The following is a 22,803-nucleotide window of genomic DNA, read 5'->3' as shown; positions in this document are numbered from 1 at the left end:
CATCGGATCAGGCGGCGGCCGCGGACTCGACCGCGGCGCCGGTGGCCAAAGCGACAATGTTTTCCTGGGTGACCGCGACGCCCGACGCGCCGCCGACCTCGCCCGCGATCTCGCCCTCGCGCATCACCAGGATGCGGTCGGCGACGCCGATCAGCTCGGGCAGCTCGCTGGAAATCACCAGGATCGCCACGCCCGCCTGGGCAAGCCGGTCGATGATCCGGTAGATTTCGCTCTTGGCGCCGATGTCGACGCCGCGGGTCGGCTCGTCCAGGATCAGCACGCGCGGCTTCATCTCCAGCCAGCGTGACAGCAGGGTCTTCTGCTGGTTGCCGCCCGACAGGCTGCCGACATTGACGCGCGGATGGGCGACGCGGATTCCGAGAGCCGACACCGCGTCCGAGGTGCGGTCGGCTGCCCGCGACCGGTTGAGCAGGCCGCCGGGACGGGCGTCGCGGTCGACCACGCCGATGTTGATGTTGTCATGCACCGACATGTCCAGGAACAGGCCCTGGCGCTTGCGGTCCTCGGTCAGGTAGCTGATGCCGAGCCGCAGCGCGTCGCCGGGCCCGCGGATGGTCACCGGCTTGCCGTCCAGCGTGATGCCGCCGCCGGCCAGCGGATCGGCGCCGTAGATCAGGCGCGCCAGTTCGGTGCGGCCGGCGCCGACCAGCCCGGCGATGCCGAGCACCTCGCCATAGCGCAGGGTGAAGCCGCAGCCGCGCACCCGGCCACGCTGGTCGCGCAGGTCCTCGACCGTCAGCGCCACCGGTCCCTTGGCGGCCTCGGCCGAATGCTGCTTGGCGTAGAAGCTGTCGAGCTTGCGGCCGACCATCATCCGCACCAGCGCCTCGGGATTGATGTCGGCGCGGTCGAGGGTGCCGACATAGGTGCCGTCGCGCAGCACCGACACGCGGTCGGCCAGCTCGTAGATTTCGGCCATGCGGTGGCTGATGTAGACGATGCCGAGCCCGTCCTGCTTCAGGCGCAGCATCAGGGCGAACAGCTTTTCGGTCTCGCGCGAGGACAGGGCTGTGGTCGGCTCGTCCATCACCAGAACCTTGGAGCGTACGCGGAGCGCGCGGGCGATCTCCACCATCTGCTGTTCGGCGATCGACAGGGTGCCGACCTCGGTGTCGGCACCGAAGCCGACGCCCAGCCGGTCGAGCAGTTCCTGCGCGCCGGCGCGCATCGCCGCCCGGTCGACGAAGGGACCGCGCCGCGGTTCCTCGCCGATGAAGATGTTCTCGGCGACCGTAAGGTTGGGGGCGAGGCTGAGTTCCTGATAGATGATGGCGATGCCCAGGCGCTTGGCGTCGGCCGGGCAGGCCACGCTCACCGGCTGGCCGTGCATCAGCATCTGGCCGCCGGGATCGGCCACATAGGCGCCGGACAGCACCTTCATCAGCGTGCTCTTGCCGGCGCCATTCTCCCCCATCAGCGCGAGGATTTCACCCTGGCGGACGGTCAGGCTGACGGAATCGAGCGCCTTCACCCCGGGAAAGGTCTTGGAAATGCCGCGCATCTCCAGAACCGGCGGAGATGACCCGAGCACGTCGGTCAACATGGTTTCCATGATCGCTTCCTCCCGGCCGCGTTGGGCCGCCTTTGTCGGCCGGTTGGACCGGCCGCTTGGATTAACCGTCTGGACTGATGGCCTTTGCGGCCCTTGCCGGCCTTCGGCCGGTCTGTCGTTCTCCGGCCCTGGGCCGGGCTATTGACTGACCAGTGTCGCCCGTTTCGGGCTGAAGTTCAGATGAAGGGGCAGCAGCGCGGCGCCGATCGCCCCGGCTTCCCGCCCGACCTTGCCCAGCAGCAGTTCCGGCGACGTCCGGGATTCCGGCGCCGAGTCCGCCAGCAGCTGGTCGGTCCGGTCCCGCAGCCGCGCCAGCATCGCCGGCGGCAGCGCGCCGTCGAGCACCACCGTGGTCACGTCGAGCGTGCGTGCCGCCGACAACAGTGGGCCGGTCAGGGCGTCGGCGCAATCCTCCAGCCATTCGTCGGCCAGCTGCGGATGGCGAAGGATGGCGTCCTCCAGCCCGTCATAGACCGGGAAGTCGACACCGCTGCCCTTCAGATGGCGCACCAGCGCGTTGATCGACGCACGGGTCAGCAGGATGTCCCAGCGCCGGGTCGGCGGCGGCGCCGTCGGCAGGGTCGAGGGCGGGACCGGCATCAGGCCGATATCGCCGCCGTTGCCGTGGCTGCCGCGCAGGTAATCGCCGCCCAGCACGACGCCGCCGCCGGTGGCCGCGCCGATGAAGACATAGATGAAATCGTCACGCCGCCGGCCATGCCCGAGAAACAGCTCCGCCACCGCGGCGGCGGTGCCGTCATTCTCGCCGAACACCTCCATGCCGGTGCGCGAAGCCAGCGCGCCGATGATGTCGAATTCGTTCCAGCCCTCGCAGGCTTCGGCGGAAATCCCCAGCTCGCGCCGCCAGCTTCCCATATTGTAGGGGGCGGCGACCCCGAGCCCGACGATGCGGTCGCGGCTGTCCATCGGCACGTCGGCCAGCAGCGCCGCCAGCATCTCCTCCGCCGCGTCCAGCACGCTCTGCGGCGAGGCGAGCTGCGCCGGGCGCGACTGGCGCGCCAGCACGGAACCGCAGAAATCGACCAGCACCGCGTCCATCGACCGCCGCCCGATCTTGAGGCCGGCGGCATAGGCGCCGTCGGCGTCCAGCGACAGCAGGGTCGCCGGCTGGCCGCGGCCGCCCTGGCGCTTGGCCCCGACCCGTACCAACTGCTGGGCTTCCAGATCGCGCACGATCGAGCCGGCGGTGTTGTCCGTCAGGTTGACCAGCCGCGCCAGGTCGGCCTTCGACGCTTCGCCGATCCGCCGCAGCGCTGCCAGGATGACGCGCTCGTTGAACTGGCGAAGGTTGGTCGAATTGCTGCCTTGGCCGCGCGGGGCTTGGGACATCGGGGGAAACTCCTGATGCGAAGGGGGCGGATGCCGTAGCAGTCCTTGCTCCCTTGTCCACCATGAAAAACACACTATGCCCAACTGTATCGGGCGTCAATAATTAATCACGGTGAATTAAGATTTTCTCTGTCGTATTTTACGGCATATTAAAATATCAAATCAAATGTGCTCGCATTGTAAGCAATATTATTGTTTTCATGCCGGGGGCGCCGTTGCTCACATCCTGAGAAAGAAAGCGGTCGGACAGCAGATCGCCATCCGACCGCCAGGAGACCCCGGCACCAGGAAGACCGGGGCCGACGCACCCGAGGGAGAGCGCGCCGGGACGCACCGCCATGGAGGGAGAGGAGAGAGTTCCATGGCGGTGCGAAGCGGATGAAGGGCCAGGACGTCGGTTGGCCTCTTCTGGAAGTCCGAAGCCCTTAGAATGCGAGATCGGTGCGGATGATGAAGATGTCGCCCTTGTCGCTGTTTGCGGCGACGTCGGAGCTGAGCTTGAAGTGGTTGTATTCGGGCGCGACGCTGAAGCCGGGTGCGACGACATACTTGGCGCCGACGGTGAACAGCTCGAACTTGCTGCGGCCGCGGACGGTGAGGTCGCCGGCATCCTTGGCGTTCAGGTAGCCGACACCGAGCGTGGTGGCGCCGAAGGTGTACTGGGCGCCGGCGGTCCAGACGTCCTGCTTCTCGCGGCTGACGATGGTGGCGCTGGACTTGGCATAGCCGCTGTCGCCCGACCAGGCATAGCTGCCTCCGATCTTGAAGCCGGCATAGGCCAGCGTCAGGCCGGCATGGGTCGAGGACAGATCGTCGAAGCTCGCCGCCGGGGTGGTGGTGGAGTTCTTGGCCTGGCCGCCGAGATAGAACAGGCTGCCGTTGACCGCCACGCCGCCCAGCGTGTTGGTGTAGGTGCCGCCGACTTCATAGACGTCGCGGTAGGCGCCGGTGCGGTTGGCCGAGGCCAGCGCCAGCTTGGAGCGGTTGATGTCGGTGTTGCTGCTGTCCGAGGAGGGCTGGTAGGAGGCGCCGAACTTGAAGCCGGCGAATTCCGGGGTCCAGTAGGTGGCGCGGGTGGCGCTGTTGCCGGAGATCAGCGCGCGGATGTTGCCGATGGTGACCGGCGCGTTGGCGGCGCTGTTGCCGAGCCAGGACGGGAAGGAGCCGTCGACGCCGCCGGTGCCCCAGTCGGACGGGGCGATCACGCCACTGTCGTCGCTGGGGCCGTTCTCGACACCCAGATGCACAGTGCCGAAGCTGCCGTTGACGAACATGAAGGCGCGGTCATTGGTGACGGTGCGGACGTTGCCCGTGCCGTTCTCCGCCAGCAGGCGGATGCGGGCGCCGTATTCCAGCCCGTTGTCGGCCTTGGCCTTCGGCGTCACCAGCAGGCGCAGGCGGTTGCGGAACTCGGTGTTGCGCAGGCCGCTGTCACGGTCCTGGTTGACGTAGCCGCCCTCGAAATAGGCGTCGCCGCCAAGCGTGATGTCGAACTTCGACTGGGCCGAGGCCGAACCGGCCCCCATGACCAAGGCGAGAGAAAGGGTGGCTGCTCCAAGCAGCAGAGCGGATCTCACCATCAACGTTTCCCCCAACAAAAAGTCTTGTTGTTGCTTGGCCTGATCATTCGTCATGCCCGAAGCCATGAGCGGGCTGCTCGCACAGTGGCGACCGCAGCGGCGAGCGGGTTCGGACATGCAAAGACGGCAAGCGATTGCGGCAGGCCCCACGTCGCCGTCGCCGCACACACCCCTGCATGCGCGGCATTCCGGGTCCATCGTTGCCAGCCTCGATCATGCTAGACGGCGATCATCCGTCCGTCAATAAATTAATCACAGTGAATTAAGTTATGTTGTATCGTCAGTATCCCGATGATATTCATGGGGTGCGGTCAGAAGGGCGGGATGCGCAAGAAAGTTTCGATCCACCGCCCGTTCGCGGATCCTGGTCCGCTCCCAAAAAATCCGGAGGAAACAGCCATGCTGATTGGTATCGATCCCTTGCTCGGCCCCGAGCTGCTGGCCATGCTGCGCGCCATGGGCCATGGCGATGAGATCGCCGTCGTGGACGCCAACTACCCGGCGGTCGCCGACGCCCGCCGTCTGGTGCGCATGGATGGGATCGACGCGCCGCGGATCGTCCGCGCCATCCTGTCGGTGATGCCGCTCGACGATTTCGTCGAGGAGACGGCCTTCCGTCCCGCCGCCCAGAACGATGTCGACCGGATCGAGCCGGTGATGGTGGAGTTGCAGGATGCGGTGACCGCCCATGCGCCACAGGTCCGCCTGACGCCACTGGTGGGAAAGCCATTCTACGACCGGGTGCGCTCCGCCTTCGGCGTCGTCGCTTCGGGAGAGGCGAGGCTGTATGGCAATATCATTCTGCGCAAAGGCGTCATCCGCCCGACGGGTGGCTGAAGACAGGCGTTCCTGAGCGGAAAGGACGAAGACCATGACGACGAAACGGCTTGTCGACAAATTCGCCCTCGTCACCGGCGCGTCGCGGGGCATCGGCCGCGCCGTCGCCGAACGCTTCGCCCAGGAAGGGGCGACGGTGGCGATCAACGCCATCGCGCCGGGGCCCCAGGCCGACGAGGCGCTGGCGGCGGTCGCGGCGGCGGGCGCCGCCGCCGGCTTTCCCGGCCGCCGGCACCGGCTGGTCTATGCCGACGTCGCCTCCTCGGCCGCCGTCGACGCCATGGTCGACGAGGTCGTGGCGGCGTTCGGCCGGCTCGACATCCTGGTCAACAACGCAGGCATCCAGAGCGAGGAGCCGAGCGAGTCCTTCACGGACGGGACGATGGAGCGCGTGCTCGCCGTCAATCTGCTGGGGGCGGCCTACTGCGCGCGCGCCGCGATCGCGCATTTCCTCGGCCGTCCCGGCGGCGGGGTGATCGTCAACAACTCCAGTGTCCATCAGCTCATCCCCAAGCCCGGCTATCTGTCCTACTCGATCAGCAAGGGCGGGCTCGACAACATGACGAGGACGCTGGCGCTGGAGTTCGCCGACAAGGGCATCCGCGTGAATTCGGTCGGCCCCGGCGCCGTCGCGACCGACATCAACGCGGCCTGGAAGGATGATCCGGTCCGCCGGAAGGTCATCGAGGGGATGATCCCGATGCGCTACGTCGCCACGCCGGAGCAGATGGCGCCGGTCTTCGCCTTTCTCGCCTCCGACGACGCCAGCTACATCACCGGCCAGACCCTGTACGCCTGCGGCGGGCTCACCCTGTTCAACGAGATCAAATCGAACAGCACGTCCTGAGGGCGTTCCGGCGATCGGGGCGCCCAAGGTTGCGCCCGCTTTCCGCCCGGGGCGCCTCAGATGTGCAGGTAGCTTTCCTGGATGTCGGCCGCCCGGCCCAGTTCGGCGCTGGTGCCGCTCCACACCGTGCGGCCCTTCTCGATCACCGCGCAGGCATCGGCGAGGCGCAGCACCGCCGACAGGTTCTTGTCGACCAGAAGGATCGACTGGCCCTCGCGCTTCAGCGTCTCCAGCACCGCCCAGATCTCGGCGCGGATGACCGGGGCCAGGCCTTCGGTGGCCTCGTCGAGGATCAGCAGGCGCGGGTTGGTCATCAGCGCCCGGCCGATCGCCAGCATCTGCTGTTCGCCGCCCGACAGGCGGTTGCCCAGGTTGCGGCGGCGTTCGCGCAGGCGGGGGAACAGCTGCCACACCGCCTCCAGCGTCCAGCGTGCGGTTCCGCCGCCACGGGTGGCGGCGGTCGCGACGAGGTTCTCCTCCACCGACAGGGTCGGGAAGATCTGGCGGCCTTCCGGCACCAGCCCCACCCCCAGCCGGGCCACCCGGTGCGGCGGCATGCGGCCGATGCCGCGGCCGTCGAAGCTGACGCCGCCGCCCCAGCGCGGGATCAGCCCCATGATCGCGGAGATGGTCGTGGTCTTGCCCATGCCGTTGCGCCCCATCAGCGCCAGCACCTGCCCGGCCTCGATCGAGAGCGACACGTCGAACAGCACCTGGCTCTGGCCGTAACCCGTCGTGAGATTGTCGATCTTCAGCATCACGCCAACGCGTCCTCTCCAAGATAGGCGGTGCGGACTTCCGGGTGGCCGCGGATCTCGTCCACCGTGCCGGTGACGATGATCCGGCCATAGACCAGGACGGAGATGCGGTCGGCCAGGGCGAACACCGCCTGCATGTCATGCTCGACCAGCAGGATGCCGTAGCGGCTGCGCAGCTCGCGCAGGATGCCGATCAGCCGTTCCGTCTCCTCCGGCCCGGCCCCGGCCAACGGCTCGTCGAGCAGCAGCAGGCGGGGGTTCATCGCGATGGCGATGGCGAGTTCGAGCTGGCGCTTCTCGCCATGCGACAGGGCGGCGGCGCCGCGCTCGGCCACCCGTCCCAGCCCGACAATGTCGAGTGCGGTGCGCGCTTCGTCGTTCAGCGCCGCCTCGCCCGCCACCGGGCGCAGGAAGCGGAAGGAGGAGCCGCTGCGCGCCTGCACCGCCAGTGCCACATTCTCCAGCGCGGTGAAGCCCGGCACGATGCTGGTGATCTGGAAACTGCGGGCCAGCCCCAGCCGGGCGCGGCGCTCGAAGGGCAGGGCGGTCACGTCCTGGCCGGCGAAGCGGATGGTGCCGCGGTCCGGGCGGAGCGTGCCGCTGATCTGGTGGATCAGCGTGGTCTTGCCCGCCCCGTTCGGGCCGATGACCGCATGGATCTCCCCCGGCAGGACGGTCAGCGACACGTCGGAGGTCACGGTCAGCGCGCCGAAATTCTTGCTCAGGCCGCGCAGTTCCAGCAACGGATCATGCATCGGCGTTCCTCCGCTTGGGGGTGGCGAAGCGGACTGCGGCGCGCAGGCGCAGCGGGGCGCCGATCAGCCCGTCCGGCAGGAACAGCACCGACAGCACCAGCAGCGGCCCGAACACCAGCCGCCAGTAAACCAGCAGGTGCGACAGCGATTCCTCCAGCAGCACGATGGCGAGCGCCCCCAGGATCGCGCCGCCGAGCTGGCCGACGCCGCCGAGGATGACCATGAACAGCAGCTCTCCCGACCGCGTCCAGGACAGCAGGGCGGGCGACACGAACTCCGTCGCGTTGGCGAGCAGGGCGCCGGCCAGCCCGCCGACCGCCCCGGCCATCACATAGGCGACCAGACGGTAGGGGTAGGGCTGGAAGCCGACCGCCAGCGCCCGCTGCGGATTCTCCCGCGCCGCCCGCAGCACCCGGCCGAACCGGCTGCCCAGCAGCAGGTTGCCGCCGACCCACATCAGTGCCAGCAGGCCCAGGCACAGGAAATGGAAGGTCAGCCGGCTGTCCATGAGGTGGGTGCCCAACCATTCGGTGCGGGCGTAGAGCGTGTAGCCGTCGTCGCCGCCCAGGCTGGAGAAGGAGGAGGTGGTGAAGAAGGCCATCTGGCCGAAGGCCAGCGTGATCATGATGAAATGCACGCCGCTGGTGCGCAGCGACACCGCTCCGGTCACGAGCGAATAGGCGGCTGCCGCGGCGATGGCGGCGGGAAAGACGATCAGCCCCTCGCTGATTCCGGCGGCGTCGAAGGCGACCACCGTATAGGCGCCGATCCCCATCGTCGCGGCGTGGCCCAGGCTGACCAGCCCGGCGCCGCCGACCAGCAGCGACAGGCTGACCGCCGCCATGCCCAGGATCATCGCGCGGGCCAGCAGGCCGAGCGCGAAGCCGTCGCCGAAGCCGAGGAAGGGGGCGGACGCCAGCGCCAGCAGCGTGACCAGCGCGAGCGCATGTTTGCGAAAGGCTGCCGTCATGCCGCGCGTCCTCCGGGAAAGAGCCCGGCCGGGCGGAAGAACAGGATGGCGGCCATCACGATGTAGACCAGCATGGAGGCGAGCGCCGCCCCGGTCTGCCGCGCCGACGACGGGTCGAGCAGCAGGCGCAGCAGGTCGGGCAGCATCGCCCGCCCCACGCTGTCGAGCAGCCCGACCAGCAATGCCGCGATGAAGGCGCCCCGGATGGAGCCGACGCCGCCGATGACGATGACCACGAAGCACAGGATCAGCACGGTGTCGCCCATGCCGGGAGCCACCGGGAAGATCGGGCTGGCCAGCGCCCCGGCGAAGCCCGCCAGCATGGCGCCGAAGGCGAAGACGACGGTGAACAGGCGGCGGATGTCCACCCCCAGCGCCGACACCATGGCGGGGTGGGTCGCCCCCGCCCGCACCAGCATGCCGGCGCGCGTCCGCTCCACCAGGAACCACAGCAGCAGGGGAACGACGATGCCAATGCCGATGATGACCAGCCGGTAGGTCGGATAGATCAGCCCGGCGACGATCTCCACCCCGCCCAGCGGGCCGCCGGCCAGTCCGGTGGGCTCCAGCACGGTCTGCGGGGCGCTGCCCCACAATGCCCGCGTCGCCTCGTCCACCGTCAGGATCACACCGAAGGTGGCGAGCACCTGGCTCAGATGGTCGCGTCGGTAGAGATGACGGAACACCAGCCATTCCAGCGCCAACCCGACCAGCAGCGCCACCGGCAGGGCCAGCAGCGCCCCCAGCCAGAAGTTGCCGGTCCACACGCCCAGCGTGGCGGCGACATAGGCGCCCAGCATGTATTGGACGCCATGGGCCAGATTGATCAGGTCCATGACGCCGAACACCAGACTGAGCCCGGCCGCCACCAGAAACAACAGCACCCCGAATTGCAGGCCGTTCAGAGCCTGCACCAGAAGCATGGACATCGCTAAATTCCCCCGTCAGCCGGTCCCGCCCGTCACCCCATCTTGCAGGAGGCGGCGTAGCTGTCGGAGTCGGCGCTCAGCACCTTGCGCACGGTTTCCGTCTGGAACTTGCCGTCGGCGCGCTTGGCGACCTTGCACAGCCAGAAATCCTGGATCGGGAAATGGTTGGGTCCCAGCCGCAGCGACCCGCGCACCGACGGGAAATCGCCCGCCTCCAGCGCCGTGCGCAGCGCCGCCTTGTTGGCGACGTCGCCACCTGTCCGGCGGATCGCCGCGTCCAGCATGTGGGCGGCGTCATAGGCGTGGGCGGCGAAGTTCGACGGGACATAGCCGTAGGCGGCCTCGAACTCCTGCACGAAGCGGCGGCTGTGCGGGTTGTCGAAGTTGGGCGCCCATGTGGCGGCGGTGTAGAAGTCGAGCGCCGCCTCGCCCTGCGCCGGCAGGGTCGATTCGTCGACAGTGAAGGTGGACAGGAAGGGGATGTTGGCGAGACCGGCCTGCCGGTACTGCCGCACCAGATTGACGCCCAGCGCGCCCGGCATGAAGGTGAAGATGGCGTCGGGCTTGGCGGCGGCGATCTTGGTGACCTCGGTCGAGAAGTCTAGCTGGCTCAGCGGGACATAGACCTCGTCCACCACCTCGCCCTTGTAGCGGCTGCGGAAGCCGGCCACCGCGTCCTTGCCGGCCTGATAGTTCGGCACCAGGATGAAGACGCGCTTGTAGCCCAGATCCTGCGCCGCCTGCCCCATCGTCGCGTGCGGCTGGTCGTTCTGATAGGCGCTGCTGAACAGGAAGGGGCTGCATCCCTTGCCGGCCAGGGTGGAGGGGCCGGCGTTGGCGGTGATCAGGAAGGTGTTGCTCTCCGTCACCGGGCGGACGATGGCCTGCAGCATGTTGCTGAAGACGACGCCGACCACGAAATCGACCTTGTCGCGCTCCAGCGCGGCACGGACCTTGGACACCGCCACGTCCGGCTTCAGCTCGTCGTCGATCACCAGCGTCTCGACCGCCCGGCCGCCCAGCTGGTTGTTCAGGCGCGCCACCCCGGCCAGCCAGCCATCGCGCAGATGGGTGCCGAGCGCCGCCCCCGGACCGGACAGGGTGCCGACGAAGGCGACCTTTACCGCCTGACTCTGCGCCCGCGCGACGGAGGGCGCGAAGGCGAAGCCGCCGGTGGCGGCCAGGGTTGCGGTTGCGGCGGTCGTGGTGAGGAAGCTGCGACGGTTCATTGTGATTTTCCCTGTTCTTGACGTTTTTTGAGCATACCCTCGCAATCCGGCTTTTGGCATCCGTGTCTCTGCGGTGCGCCGGTTGTCTGCGTCGGGTGGCGGGCATTTCAGTCCGGGGCCGGAGATGGGCGTCAGTCCAGGCCGACGTTCGGACGGCTGGGCAGCCGCTGGACCGGCGTCGTCGTGTCCGTCCAGGCGCCGGGCAGCGGGGCGCGGCCGTCCTCCAGCAGCTTGCGCAGCACGCGCAGGTCGCGGGCGGCGTTGACCGCCACCGCGCCGACGGCAACCCCGGACCCGTCCAGCATCAGCCAGCAGCCGCTGCCGGCCTCCGGCGTGCCGCGCGCCACCGCATGGGTGCCGAGGCCGGGCAGTCCCAGCATCTGCACGTTCACGCCATACTGATCGGACCAGAACCAGGGAATCTCGGCATAGACGCCGGTTCCCCCCAGGGCAGCCCTGGCGGCGACGATCGCCTGATTCTGGGCGTTGGCCCAGGACTCCAGCCGCAGAGACGTTCCGGCGAAGGCGTTGGGATGGCGGGCGACGTCGCCGGCGGCGAAGATGCCGGGATCGGAGGTCCGTCCCTGGGCATCGACGACGATGCCGTCGTCCAGAGCCAGCCCCATGGCGGCGGCCAGCCCGACCTCCGGCTCGATGCCGATGCCGAGCAGGAGATGATCGGCCTCCAGCCTGCCGCCGTCGGCGAGGGTGACGGCGATGCCGCCGGCCGTACCGGTGACGCCGGCGACACCGACACCGGTGACCATGCGGACGCCGTGGCTCTCATGCAGGGTATGCAGCCAGTCGGACACCACCGGCGGCATGGTGCGGGCGCACAGCCGGGGTGCCGCCTCCACCACCGTCACCGCGACCCCGAGGGCGCGGGCGGTCGCCGCGACCTCCAGCCCGATCCAGCCGCCGCCGAGCACCAGCAGATGCCTCGCCCCTGCCAGAGCGCCGCGCAGGCGTTCGGACTCCGTCAGCGTGCGCAGGGTGTGGACGCGGTCGGACGGCAGCGAGTCCAGGCCGGGCAGCCGCCGCGCCCGCCCGCCGGTCGCCAGGAACAGCGTGTCGTAGGCGACGCTGCGGCCGTCGGCGGTGGTGACGATCCGCGCCGCCCGGTCCACCGCCGTCACGCGCTGGCCGAGCCAGCACTCCACGCGGGCCTCCTCGGCGAGCGTCGGGTTCAGCAGGGTGATCGCCTCGACGCTGCCGGTTCCCTGGAGGAACGCCTTCGACAGGGCCGGCCGTTCATAGGGCCAGTGCGGTTCCTCGCCGATCAGCACCAGCCGGCCGGTGAAACCCTCTGTCCGCAGGGTGCGGGCGATCCAGGCGGCGGCCTGACCGCCGCCGACCACCACATAGGTCGCCCCCCCTTGGGGTATTGCGGTCACGGGGGCCTCCCTCCTCAGCGGTCCAGGGCGATCTCGACCCGGTCGCCGACCACCCGCACGGGATAGCTGCGCACCGGCTCGGTGATCGGGGCGGAGCACGGGGCGCCGCTGCGGATGTCGATGAGCCCCTGGTGCAGCGGGCATTCGACGCAGCCATTCTCGACGAAGCCGTCGGACAGCCGGGCCGCCCCGTGGGAACAGAGGTCGTGCAGGGCGAAGAAGTCCCCCTCCTGCCGGAACAGGGCGACCGGCACGCCGGCGATGCTGAGTCCCAGCACCTCGTCGTCGCTGAGGGCGTCGGTGGCGGCGGCGTCGTGCCATTCGGTCATGGTCGGTTTCCCTCTCCGTGGTCAGATCGGGTAGGCCAGCAGGGTCTGCACCCGGCTGGTGTCGTAGATGCAGCGCTTGGCCTTGAAGCGCAGCCCTTCGGCGGTGCGCACGACATGGTCGAGGTAGCGCCCGGCCTGAAACACCGTCGATTCCCCGGCCGCCGAGGTGTTGATGACCACATAGCTGGTCTGGCAGAGATAGCCGTCGGCGCCGTCGCTCGTCCATTCCAGGCCGGACAGGCAATGGCGGTAGATCGGCTGTTCGAAGATGTTGGCGTTGCGCATCGCCACCACGCGGTCGCGCAGCATGCGGGCGTTGTCGCAATGCATGATCGGCGCCGGCAGCCCCAGATCCTCGTTCTCCTTCGAGATGATCTGGTACAGGCAATCCTCGGTGAACAGTGTCGGCCATTCCTCCATCCGGTCATTGTCGATGATGGAGACATAGCGGTCCTGGAGCGCACTCAACTCCAGGCGGATCAACAGGTCGCGGGTCATCAGGTCGTTCATGCCGGTCACTCCGCCGCGACGCTGGGCGTCTCGAAGCCCATCAGGTTCTGATAGCCGACCCAGAAGCGGCGGATCAGGGTCTCGGTGATCAGGGTGTTCTGCTCGTCCGGGGCGGAGCGGGCCATCTCGATGACCGAGGTCTTGTCGCCGTCGCGCACCGTGCCGCGCTGCACCAGTTCGGTCGCCTCGGTGTCCTCCATCGAGATGTAGCCGGCCGGGCCGACCAGATTGGCCTGCTTGATGCGCAGCGCCCGCAGCTCCGGCGTGTCGTCCTCATAGCCGAAGAAGTGGAAGACCAGCTCGAAATGGTCCGGCCCCTTGGGCAGCAGCTGGCGGGCGACCAGCGTGTTGTGGATCTGCTGGATCACCAGCTGCGGGAAGATCGGCTGGATGTGGTTGGTGGTGATCTCGTCGAATTCCGGCTCCAGCGCCAGCAGCGAGTCATCCTCCAGATGGAAGCCCTCGTCGTAGGAGCGGATCTTCTGGGCCTTGTAGTCGGCCGAGTTCACGTCCTCCTCGCTCTTCGACACATAGATGATGCTGTGCAGCCCGTGGGTGGCGTCGGGGATGCAGCGCGCCTTCATGCCGACGCGGAAGATGTTGAAGGTGGTGTGGAAGAGGTGCAGCAGGCTGGCGTGGTAGGGATCCTTGACATTCTCGAAGTACAGCTTCCAATTGCTGTCCGAATATTGCCGGGTGCAGCCGAGATAGACCACCGGCTTGGCGAAGATACGGTCGACGAAGGGCCGCATCTCGGGGCCGATGTAGTCGGCCAGCGGGCCGACCGTGTCGCTGAAGGTGGCGAAGACCAGCCCGCGATAGCTCTCGACCCGCAGCTGGTGCAGGTTGTGCCTCGCCGGGTCGAAATCCTTCGGCATTCCGGTGGCGCCCTTCTGGCCGCGCCGGAAGGGAACGCCCTGGAGATTGCCGGCGGCGCCGAAGCTCCACTGGTGATAGACGCAGCTGTGCGACAGCGCGTTGCCGCGCGCCTTGCGGCAGACCATGGCGCCGCGGTGGGCGCAGCGGTTGACCCAGGCGGCCAGCGTGCCGTCCTCGGTCCGCGTCATCACCACCGGGGTGTCGCCAACGAAAGTGCTTTTGTAATCGCCAGGATTGGGGATTTCCGCTTCCAGGCCAAGGAAGTTCCAGGTCGGGCCGCGATAGATGCGCTCCTGTTCCCGTGCGTAGATCTCTTCGGAACTGAACACCGTGTAGGGCACACGCGACCCGTCGGGATTCGGGAATACGGCAAGCCGGCTTTCGGCACTTGGTCCAGTCATCGGGCTTTTCCTTTGAGCATGGGGTCAACCGACCCTCCACACCGGAAAAGCTTGGCAGATGACCGGCCGGCCGCTCTATCCGCTCAGCGCATGCGTGGTCCGCCGCTATCCAAAAAACGCAACAATCGGAAGATCAAAATCCACATTCTTTTTGGCATTATGTGCGGTGCCAAAATAAAACGCAGAGATTGCTTCGGATTTGACCAGGTCGCTGCGATGCTGAGCTGTCGCATCGCGGACGCGGCACTTGGTTTCACTCCGTGACCATGGCGAGAAGGGCGGTGGTCGCCTCATTGTCGTCACCGGCCCGCGTGCTGACGATGATCGGCGAGGTGATTCCCGGTTCGGCGATCGGCCGGTAGATCAGGTCGCCGCGCGACCCGGAGGCGGAGTCCGGCACCAGACACAGCCCGACACCGCAGGCGACCAGCCCCAGCGCGGTCTGGAGCTCCCCCGCCTCCACAACCGCGTTGGGCAACAGGCCGCGGTCGCGGAACAGGGCAAGCACCTGATCGGCATAGCTCGGCCGGGGTTTGCGGGGATAGACCAGCAGGGTCTCGCCGACCAATGCTGCCAACGGGACAGGGCCGGTCCCGGCGGCCAGCGGGGAGTCGCCGGAAACCGCCACCACCAGCGGTTCGTCATGCAGAACCCGCTGGACGATGCCGGGCTCCTGGAAGGACAGCCGGCCGAAGCCGATGGCGATGCGGTGGTCGCGCAGCGCCGGCAGCTGTTCCAGTGTCGTCATTTCGATCAGCCGGACGTCGAGGTCGGGGCGCGACGCCCGGAACCGTCTCAGCACGCGCGGAAGCGAGCCGTAGAGGATCGAGCCGACCAGCCCGATCGGATAGACGGTGCGGCGCGATCCGCCCAGCGCCCGCAGGCTCCAATGGATGTCGTCGACGCGGTCGAGCACCTGGACGGCATGCTCGTAGAGCAGGCGCCCGGCCTCGGTCAGTTCGAGCGGACGCGATCCCCGCACCAGCAGTTCCGCCCCCAGCTCCTCTTCGAGCTGGCGGATTTGCCGGCTGAGCGGGGGTTGCGCGATGTGCAGCCGCTCCGCCGCGCGGGTGAAGCTGCGCTCGGCCGCGACCATCTGGAAATAGCGCAGGTGCCGCAGTTCCATATCACCGAACTCCCGTCACCGGTCGGAACGGAGCCGTCACCCCGCCCGCAATGCCCGTCTTGATGCCCGACAGCGGGGATGATGGCAACAAGGGCGCATCCTTCCGCCAGCGAGCCCATACCTGCTGGGTATGGAAACAGGACTCAATCGGTTTTGGACGCTGACCGTCATTCCAAAGAATAATCAGCGACAAAAATTCATAAGCCGTACAGAAGCCCTGATTTGAGGATGGTCGCGTGACGAAAATCGAGCGGATCGAAACCTTCATTCTGGATCTGCCGACCATCCGCCAGCACGTCCTGGCGATGGCGACGATGCGGACGCAATCGGTCGTGATCGTCCGCATCACCGCGTCCGACGGCGTCGTCGGCTGGGGTGAAGGGGCGACCATCGGCGGCCTGAGCTATGGCGAGGAGTCGGTCGAAGGCATGGCGCTGGCCATCGACACCTACATGGCGCCGTTGCTGATCGGCCAGGATGCCGACCGGGTCGGGGCGGCGATGGCGCGGATCGGCCCCTTCGTCCAGGGCAACAACACGGCCAAATGCGCGGTCGAAACGGCGCTTCAGGACGGGGCGGCCCGGCGGCTGGGCGTATCGCTGGCCCAATTGTTCGGCGGGCGGGTGCGCGACCGGCTGCCCTGCGCCTGGACGCTGGCGAGCGGGCAATCCGATCTGGACATCGCCGAGGCCGAGCGGCTGCTCGACGCCCGCCGCCACAACATCTTCAAGCTGAAGATCGGCAAGCGTCCACTGGCCGACGACATCGCCCACATCGCCGCGATCAAGCGCGCGCTGGGCGACCGTGCCAGCATCCGGGTCGACGTCAACCAGGCCTGGAGCGTCACCGACGCCCGGCGCGGACTGGCGGCGCTGGCCGACGCCGGGGCCGATCTGGTCGAACAGCCGGTCGGCCGCCAGCATCTGCCGGCACTCGCCCGCCTGACCCAGGATTTTCCCATCGCCGTGATGGCCGACGAGATCCTGCGCGGTGCCGAGGACGCCTTCCGGGTCGCCGCCGCCGGCGGGGCCGACGTTTTCTCGGTCAAGCTCGCCCAATCAGGCGGCGTCGGTCCGGCGGCGAAGGTCGCGGCCATCGCCGAGGCGGCCGGGATCGGGATCTATGGCGGCACCATGATCGAAACCGGGGTGGGGACGGCGGCGGCGGCCCAGCTGTTCGCCACGCTGCCCCGGCTGGACTGGGGAACCGAGCTGTTCGGCCCCCTGCTGTTCACCGACGATTTCCTCGCCACGCCGCTGCGCTACGAGGAGTTCGCCCTGGTCGTGCCCGACGGGCCGGGCATCGGCGTCGACATCGACCCCGACCGGCTGGACGCCCTGCGCCGCGACCGTCCGCGCAGCCTCCATGCCGTGTCCGCCATGCCTCAGGCCGCCATTTCCCAGGGTGCCATTTCCCGAGCCGCCATTTCCCAAGCCGGAGAGTGATCCCATGCTGTTCCATGTGACGATGACCGTGCGCCTGCCGGCCGACATGCCGCCCGATGCCGCGGCCGACCTGAAGGCGCGCGAGAAGGCCATCGCCGCCGATCTGCAGCGCGGCGGCAAATGGCGCCATCTGTGGCGCGTCGCCGGGGCCTACGCCAACGTCAGCGTTTTCGACGTCGCCGACAATGCCGAACTGCACGACATCCTGACCGGGCTGCCGCTGTTCCCCTTCATGGAGATCGCGGTCACGCCGCTGTGCCGCCACCCGTCGTCGGTTCGCGACGGCGACGCCTGACGGTCCGTTTCCTCCAGGCGGCTACCCAGCCTCCTGACCGCAACCAACGAACAAATTCAAAGGGAGACTTCCATGCAGGCCAAGGACATCGACGCGCTGTTGGCGCGCTTCACCCAGGTCACGCCCGGCAAGACGCCCAACCCGCGGGTCAAGGCGATCGTCGATCGCGTCGTCCGCGACCTGTTCGTCACCATGAACGACTTCGACGTCACCCCGGACGAATTCTGGACCGCCTGCAACTATCTGACCGAGCTGGGCAGGAACAACGAGGCCGGGCTGCTGGCCCCCGGCCTGGGCTTCGAGCATTTCATCGACCTGCTGGTCGAGGAGCGCGAGACCGCCGCCGGTCTGAACGGGACCGGCACCCCGCGCACCATCGAAGGTCCGCTCTATGTGGCCGGCGCTCCGGTCCATCAGGGCAGCGCCCGCATCGATGACGGGCTGGACGACGAGGCGGAGCCGCTCTTCATGTCGGGTGTCGTGCGCGACGCCTTGGGCAAGCCGATCCCCAACGCGGTGGTCGAGGTCTGGCACGCCAACTCCAGGGGCAATTATTCGATCTTCGACAGCGCGCAGACACCGTTCAACAATCGCGGCACCATCCGGACCGGCGCCGACGGGCGCTATTCCTTCCAGTCGATCATGCCGTCGGGCTATGCCTGCCCGCCGGGCAGCAGCACGCTGCAACTGCTGGACCTGCTGGGCCGTCACGGCGCCCGCCCCGCCCACATCCACTTCTTCGTCAGCGCCCCCGGCTACCGCAAGCTGACGACGCAGATCAACATCAAGGGCGATCCGCTGATCGACGACGATTTCGCCTTCGCCACCCGCGCCGGTCTGGTTCCCGACATCCGCCGCATCGACGATCCGGCGGCGATGGAATCCCGTGGCGTCACCCGTCCCTTCGCCGAGATCAGCTTCGATTTCCGTCTGGTCGAGGCCCGCGACGGCCTGCCCGCCGACGTGGTCGAGCGCGCGCGCGTTTCGGCCTGAGCAGTCCCGGCATACGGGATTCCGGTGCCCGGAATTCCGGTTCGTCCTGACGAGGAACGACCCCCGCCCGTCCCGGCGGGGGCGTCCCCGTTTCGGAAGCCGGTATCCGGTACGGGATTTGCTTAGGAGTCGTATCGTTACGAGGGTCGTCCACAGCCAGGAGGATGCGTCGCCATGGACATGATTGCCGCCGACATGCCTGCCGCTTTGCCGCCCCTCAACGCGTCGGCGCTTCGGCTGTGCCGCATCTTCGAGACGTCGGATCTGGATGACGCCCGCGAACGGATTTCCAAGGTGATGCAGCCGCACAGCCTGATGGCCTGCGGCCGGCCGAAGGGGGGCCAGCCGTCGCACATGGATTTCATGGCGATGAAGGGCATGGGGATCGGCACGATCAAGTTCGGTCAGGCGTCGATCGCCGTCCCGCCGCTGGACGATTACTATCTCGCCATCCTCTGCGTCAGCGGCGGCGCCGAAATCCGCATCGAGCGCGACACCTTCACCGTGGACCGTTTCAACGGCGTGCTCTGTTCGCCGGGAAGCCCAATCGCTGGGCAGTTCTCGCCCGATTGCGAGCAGCTGGTGCTCAAGATTGCGCGCAGCCGGCTGGCGGCTTTCAACGGGCCGCGTCCGGTGCGGCTGGCGGCAAGGCTGGATCTGCACAGTCCCCGGCTGACGCCGCTGCTGGTGGCGCTGCGCGGGGTGATCGGCGATCCGGCCACCGTCCGGCTGATCCGGGACGATCCCCTCGTGGCCGCCGAATATGAGCAGCTCTTCCTCCGGCTTCTGCTGGCTGGTCAGGATTGCGCGGAGCCGGACGACCGGCGGCAGGGGCCGCGGCCGGTTTCGGTTCATCGGGCCATCGCCTATCTGCGGGAAAATTCCGCCGCCGCGATCACGCTGGCCGATATCGCCCAGGCGGCCGGCGTCCCGGAGCGCACGTTGCACGATGCCTTCAAGCGTTTCGAGGGAGTCAGTCCGCTGCGCTATCTGCGCAACCTGCGTTTGGACGATGTCCATGCGCAACTGCGCAGCGGAGGAGGCGATGGCGCCAGCGTGACGGCCGTCGCGCTGAATGCCGGGTTCACCCATCTGAGCCGCTTCGCCCAGGATTACGCCGATCGCTTCGGCGAGCGGCCGTCGGACACCCTGCGCCGCGGGTGCGCCTGACGGGTCGCGTTCCGTCACAGGCGGCGCTTGCACTTCGGCCGGTCTCCATGCCTGATTGAGCGGATCGGAGGGGCTGACACATCATGCGTGAAATCCTGAAGATGGGTGATCCGCGGCTTCTAAGGGTGGCAAGGCCGGTTGAGGACATCCATGACCCGGCAGTGAAAGCGCTGATCGCCGAGATGTTTGAAACCATGCATGCCACCAACGGCGCGGGACTGGCCGCGCCGCAGATTGGTGTCGACCTGCGGGTGATCATCTTCGGGTTCGACTCCAACCCGCGCTATCCGGACGTGCCGCCGGTGCCCGTCACCACGCTGATCAATCCCTGGTTCGAGAAGCTCACCGAGGAGACGGAGGAATCCTGGGAAGGCTGCCTGTCGGTTCCGGGCATGCGCGGCATGGTTCCGCGCTGCACCCACATCCGCTATGGCGGGACCCTGGAAGACGGCACGCCGATGGTCCGTGAGGCGAAGGGCTTTCACGCCAGGGTTTTCCAGCACGAATTCGATCATCTGGAGGGTTTTCTCTTTCCCCAGCGTATCGCGGACATGGCGAAATTCGGCTTCATCGACGCCCTGTTCCCGGAGTCCGGGCTCGCCGATTTGGAAGCGCACTGACGCGGCACGGCCCATAACTTCGTTCGTGACCGTCCCCGCGGCCGGTGATGCAAGACGATCCGGATCACCGGCGTCGACGATCGCCATTCCGGCAGCCTGTTCACCAGCAGCACCAGCGAAGCGGATGCAAAAGCTCCATCCATCCCGCCTGGCGAAGGCGGCAGGGGTGATCCGTCCCGTGCGGGGTTGCGGGACTGGCGGTCTTGTCCTGTCAATCGAGAAGGTTGCAGAGCTGGATACGCGTCAAAGGTTGGTGGCTGGATATCTACTGCCGGCAGGCGACGGCAGGCCACAGTCCGGGCCACAGTCCGGGCCACAGTCCGGGATGACGTTCTCGATGGCAAAAAATGATGGATATCTGAAAAGATATTCTACTTTCAGCGCTTGAATTGTCCGCGCATCAATCCGGAAACGTGTAAATCATCTGGCAATTAAACCATTTTGGTGCTATGGGAATGGTGGCAATAGACAGGCGCGCAGTCGCCTTCGCGGGGCAGCGCCGTGGCGAAAGGCGAACCTTATGCGTTTGACTTTCTGTAATGGGGGCGTATCGCCGATCCAGAGTTCCCGGTGCGCCGTCAGTGCCATGTATTCCTGAGTTCAGTTTTCATCCTGTATTTTAAATAAGCGGGGGAAGCTCAATGTCATATTTGACTGGGCCGCGGCTGAATTTCACTGGAAAATTCATTGCGGACGTTTCGACCGTCAATAATTTCCCGGCAAACTTCGACCGGACCAACTACACGGCCGCGGATTACGCGAACTGGGCCATTGGCTATTGGAATCCCTACGGCACCGGGGTCTGGCGTCTGACCGACTGCTTGGTGACTGGTGCCGTGCGGGGCGATGGCAGTGCCGTGACCGGTGATCCGGTGCTGTCGATGGCGCTGGCCGACGCCGATGACCAGCCGCCGGCCAAGATGGTCGATCTGGACAGCGAGCAGCAGATGGTTTCGGCCATCTGGGGCCTCGTCGTCCGGCTGGTCGGCGGTGACGGGAAGGCGGCACTGCGCAGCAACTTCGCCGTCGCGTCCTTCACCGATCTGTGGAAGCGCAGCCTGACGCCGGGCTCCCTGCCGCAGCACAAGCTGCATCCCGCCTGCCTCTATGGCGCCGCCTGGCAATCGGTGCTGACCGATCTTGCCTGGGGCGACGTCGCCGGTTCGCCTTTCCTTCAGGACCTTCAGGCCGCGGCGGGCAAGGACGGGCTGCTGTCGATCAAGTTCAACGTGGTGGGTTACAACGCCGGGTACTGGATCGGCGACGATGGCACGCGCTATCCGCCGCCGCCCGACTTCACGATGGGCCTGATCACCGGCAGCATCGGCGTCGCCAGCAAGGACGAGCCACGCTTCTTCACGCTGGGCCGCAAGTTGCAACCCAGCGAGACGCAGAGCCAGTCGGCGCCGACCCTGTTCTATTACGCCACCGCCGTGGTGAACGAGGGGCGCAAGGCGCTGACCATCGATCTCGGCAATTCCATCCCGTTCAAGGAATGGCGCGGCGACATCGTCGGCGAGACGCTGGAGGTCGGCTATCTCGATCCGGCCGGGGCCTTCCAGCCGCTGGGCGAGGCCATCACCCCGGACAATGGCTGGTACCGGCGGACCGCCGGCATCGTCGACATCGCCCTGACCGAGGCGCAGCTGGCGGCTGTCGGCACCAGCCCGCTGGCCGTGCGCAAGGCCGGCGCCGACCGGCTGCTGGGGCAGGAGCCGGCGGACGGAAAGGCCCTGCGTGCCGACCAGTTCGTCTACCGCATGGCCCCGGGCGACAGCGCCGAAACCACCGTCTGGGCGACCGCTTTCGGCAAGCCGCTGGCTGACGCTGAGGTCGCGCTGGCCTTCGACAACAGCTCGCTCGGCGGCGACAAGGACGATCCGCCGGTCGGCATCCCGGCCGGCGCGCTGGGATTCCCGCCTTCGGTGAAGACCGACACCGCCGGCAAGGCCACCGTCCGGTTCGCCGCCAGCGATCCGGGCCACCCGCGTGGGATGGACGACATCGACGGGCAGGTCTATGGCGTGCGCCCGACGCTGAGCGGGGCCGGCACCGAGGCCTACAGCAATCCGTGGGACTTCATCAGCTTTCTGGTGTGGAGCGGCTACGAGATCCCCGAAGAGCCGACCTGGGAGGCCGACATCCAGCCGATCCTGGCGCAGTATGCCGCTCTCTATCCGGTGATGCTGCCGGTGCTGAACATGGGCGACTATGACAGCGTGCGCAAACATCTCTATGCGCTGCAAACCGCCATGTCGCTGCCGGAAGAGAACCCGAACTACATGCCGGCGGTGCGCGACCTGTCGCCGAACAAGAAGGCCGCCGTGCTGAAATGGGCGGTCAACCCGGTGCGCGGCGCGGTGCCGTCACAGCCCGCCACCGCTCAGGCCGCCACCGCACAGGCCGCACCAGCGACGGGGACGATGCCGCCGCCCGCCGCCCAGGCGCCGGTGGCGGAGGGCGCCGTGCCGCACCCCGCCACCTACCTGAAGAAATAACCGGCCGAGCCACGCCCCAACCATCTGATTGGTGGAGAGATCCCACATGACGACCGCCCCCCAAGGCGAGCCCATCGCGGCGACCCGCTCGGTCCCGGCCGCCGGCGCCAAGGCAACCGACCTGCCCAAGCGCGGCCCCTCGCTCGTCGTCCAGGCAAAGACGCCGCGGACGCTGGACGAGGTGCGCGCCAACCTCCAGCTCGCCGTCGAACTGGAGCACGCCACCCTGCCGGCTTATCTCCAGGCCGCCTATTCGCTGGACGAGTCGAAGAATGGCGTGATCGCCGGCATGATCATCGACATCGCCATGCAGGA

At 67.6% G+C, this 22,803-nt stretch carries 22 protein-coding genes (1 of these 22 cut by a window edge); 9 read left to right on the top strand and 13 right to left on the bottom strand.

Going from position 1 to position 22,803, the window contains the following annotated elements:
- Window positions 1-7 precede the first annotated feature (7 nt).
- The 3 genes from E6C72_RS25395 to E6C72_RS25385 all read right to left on the bottom strand — a co-directional run bounded on the left by E6C72_RS25395 (window position 8) and on the right by E6C72_RS25385 (window position 4,503).
- On the bottom strand, window positions 8-1,573 hold the full coding sequence (locus E6C72_RS25395; RefSeq protein ID WP_247875924.1) for a sugar ABC transporter ATP-binding protein: 1,566 nt from the start codon (window positions 1,571-1,573) through the stop codon (window positions 8-10).
- 138 nt (window positions 1,574-1,711) lie between these two features.
- A complete protein-coding gene (locus E6C72_RS25390; RefSeq protein ID WP_109442874.1) occupies window positions 1,712-2,923 on the bottom strand; it encodes an ROK family protein in 1,212 nt (403 codons plus the stop codon).
- A 425-nt stretch (window positions 2,924-3,348) separates the two neighbouring features.
- Entirely contained in the window at window positions 3,349-4,503 is a 1,155-nt protein-coding gene (locus E6C72_RS25385; RefSeq protein ID WP_136700846.1) for a porin, read from the bottom strand.
- Between the two features lie 399 nt (window positions 4,504-4,902).
- Here E6C72_RS25385 and E6C72_RS25380 point away from each other — a divergent pair, with 399 nt between their 5' ends.
- Window positions 4,903-5,340: an RbsD/FucU family protein gene (locus E6C72_RS25380; protein WP_109865401.1), complete on the top strand. Its 438-nt coding sequence runs from the start codon at window positions 4,903-4,905 to the stop codon at window positions 5,338-5,340.
- Window positions 5,341-5,374: 34 nt separating this feature from the next.
- Entirely contained in the window at window positions 5,375-6,187 is an 813-nt protein-coding gene (locus tag E6C72_RS25375; protein WP_109865402.1) for a glucose 1-dehydrogenase, read from the top strand.
- A 56-nt stretch (window positions 6,188-6,243) separates the two neighbouring features.
- Here E6C72_RS25375 and E6C72_RS25370 read toward each other — a convergent pair whose 3' ends face one another.
- The 10 genes from E6C72_RS25370 to E6C72_RS25325 form a co-directional block, all read right to left on the bottom strand.
- Window positions 6,244-6,945: an ABC transporter ATP-binding protein gene (locus E6C72_RS25370; protein ID WP_109865403.1), complete on the bottom strand. Its 702-nt coding sequence runs from the start codon at window positions 6,943-6,945 to the stop codon at window positions 6,244-6,246.
- Entirely contained in the window at window positions 6,945-7,700 is a 756-nt protein-coding gene (locus E6C72_RS25365) for an ABC transporter ATP-binding protein (protein ID WP_109865404.1), read from the bottom strand. Before E6C72_RS25365 ends, E6C72_RS25370 begins: the two co-directional genes overlap by 1 nt.
- Window positions 7,693-8,670 (bottom strand): branched-chain amino acid ABC transporter permease, encoded by a 978-nt coding sequence (locus tag E6C72_RS25360; protein ID WP_109865405.1) that lies wholly within the window; start codon window positions 8,668-8,670, stop codon window positions 7,693-7,695. Before E6C72_RS25360 ends, E6C72_RS25365 begins: the two co-directional genes overlap by 8 nt.
- The gene (locus E6C72_RS25355) at window positions 8,667-9,599 is read right to left on the bottom strand and encodes a branched-chain amino acid ABC transporter permease (protein ID WP_109865406.1); all 933 of its coding nucleotides are present in this window, start codon (window positions 9,597-9,599) and stop codon (window positions 8,667-8,669) included. Before E6C72_RS25355 ends, E6C72_RS25360 begins: the two co-directional genes overlap by 4 nt.
- 32 nt (window positions 9,600-9,631) lie before the next feature.
- Window positions 9,632-10,828 carry an ABC transporter substrate-binding protein gene (locus E6C72_RS25350; RefSeq protein ID WP_109865407.1) on the bottom strand — a complete coding sequence of 399 codons (1,197 nt, stop codon included), beginning with the start codon at window positions 10,826-10,828 and terminating at the stop codon, window positions 9,632-9,634.
- 131 nt (window positions 10,829-10,959) lie between these two features.
- Window positions 10,960-12,222: an NAD(P)/FAD-dependent oxidoreductase gene (locus tag E6C72_RS25345; protein ID WP_109865408.1), complete on the bottom strand. Its 1,263-nt coding sequence runs from the start codon at window positions 12,220-12,222 to the stop codon at window positions 10,960-10,962.
- Window positions 12,223-12,236: 14 nt separating this feature from the next.
- The gene (gene andAb, locus E6C72_RS25340) at window positions 12,237-12,551 is read right to left on the bottom strand and encodes an anthranilate 1,2-dioxygenase ferredoxin subunit AndAb (protein ID WP_109865409.1); all 315 of its coding nucleotides are present in this window, start codon (window positions 12,549-12,551) and stop codon (window positions 12,237-12,239) included.
- 21 nt (window positions 12,552-12,572) lie between these two features.
- Complete coding sequence (andAd, locus tag E6C72_RS25335) at window positions 12,573-13,061, bottom strand: anthranilate 1,2-dioxygenase small subunit AndAd (RefSeq protein WP_109865410.1); 489 nt, start codon at window positions 13,059-13,061, stop codon at window positions 12,573-12,575.
- 5 nt (window positions 13,062-13,066) lie between these two features.
- Window positions 13,067-14,341: an anthranilate 1,2-dioxygenase large subunit AndAc gene (andAc, locus tag E6C72_RS25330; protein WP_109865411.1), complete on the bottom strand. Its 1,275-nt coding sequence runs from the start codon at window positions 14,339-14,341 to the stop codon at window positions 13,067-13,069.
- A 253-nt stretch (window positions 14,342-14,594) separates the two neighbouring features.
- Window positions 14,595-15,467: a LysR family transcriptional regulator gene (locus E6C72_RS25325; RefSeq protein WP_109865412.1), complete on the bottom strand. Its 873-nt coding sequence runs from the start codon at window positions 15,465-15,467 to the stop codon at window positions 14,595-14,597.
- 236 nt (window positions 15,468-15,703) lie between these two features.
- Between E6C72_RS25325 and E6C72_RS25320 the strand changes: the two genes are divergently transcribed.
- The 7 genes from E6C72_RS25320 to E6C72_RS25290 all read left to right on the top strand — a co-directional run.
- Window positions 15,704-16,912: a muconate/chloromuconate family cycloisomerase gene (locus tag E6C72_RS25320; RefSeq protein WP_109865413.1), complete on the top strand. Its 1,209-nt coding sequence runs from the start codon at window positions 15,704-15,706 to the stop codon at window positions 16,910-16,912.
- A 4-nt stretch (window positions 16,913-16,916) separates the two neighbouring features.
- Window positions 16,917-17,207, top strand: a complete 291-nt coding sequence (catC, locus tag E6C72_RS25315; protein WP_109865414.1) for a muconolactone Delta-isomerase — start codon at window positions 16,917-16,919, stop codon at window positions 17,205-17,207.
- Between the two features lie 72 nt (window positions 17,208-17,279).
- Window positions 17,280-18,200 carry a catechol 1,2-dioxygenase gene (catA, locus tag E6C72_RS25310; RefSeq protein ID WP_109865415.1) on the top strand — a complete coding sequence of 307 codons (921 nt, stop codon included), beginning with the start codon at window positions 17,280-17,282 and terminating at the stop codon, window positions 18,198-18,200.
- Window positions 18,201-18,374: 174 nt separating this feature from the next.
- Entirely contained in the window at window positions 18,375-19,370 is a 996-nt protein-coding gene (locus E6C72_RS25305) for an AraC family transcriptional regulator (protein ID WP_109865416.1), read from the top strand.
- 83 nt (window positions 19,371-19,453) lie between these two features.
- Complete coding sequence (gene def / locus E6C72_RS25300) at window positions 19,454-19,990, top strand: peptide deformylase (protein WP_169055288.1); 537 nt, start codon at window positions 19,454-19,456, stop codon at window positions 19,988-19,990.
- A gap of 641 nt (window positions 19,991-20,631) precedes the next feature.
- Window positions 20,632-22,488 (top strand): hypothetical protein, encoded by a 1,857-nt coding sequence (locus E6C72_RS25295; protein ID WP_109865418.1) that lies wholly within the window; start codon window positions 20,632-20,634, stop codon window positions 22,486-22,488.
- Window positions 22,489-22,534: 46 nt separating this feature from the next.
- On the top strand, window positions 22,535-22,803 hold the beginning of the coding sequence (locus E6C72_RS25290; protein WP_247876158.1) for a ferritin-like protein. Its footprint extends 865 nt past the window's final position; the window shows 269 of its 1,134 coding nt (coding positions 1-269); its start codon is at window positions 22,535-22,537; the stop codon falls past the right edge of the window.

It is taken from the genome of Azospirillum sp. TSH100 (assembly GCF_004923295.1).
GTDB lineage: Bacteria > Pseudomonadota > Alphaproteobacteria > Azospirillales > Azospirillaceae > Azospirillum.
This window is presented reverse-complemented; position numbering and strand designations above follow the sequence as displayed.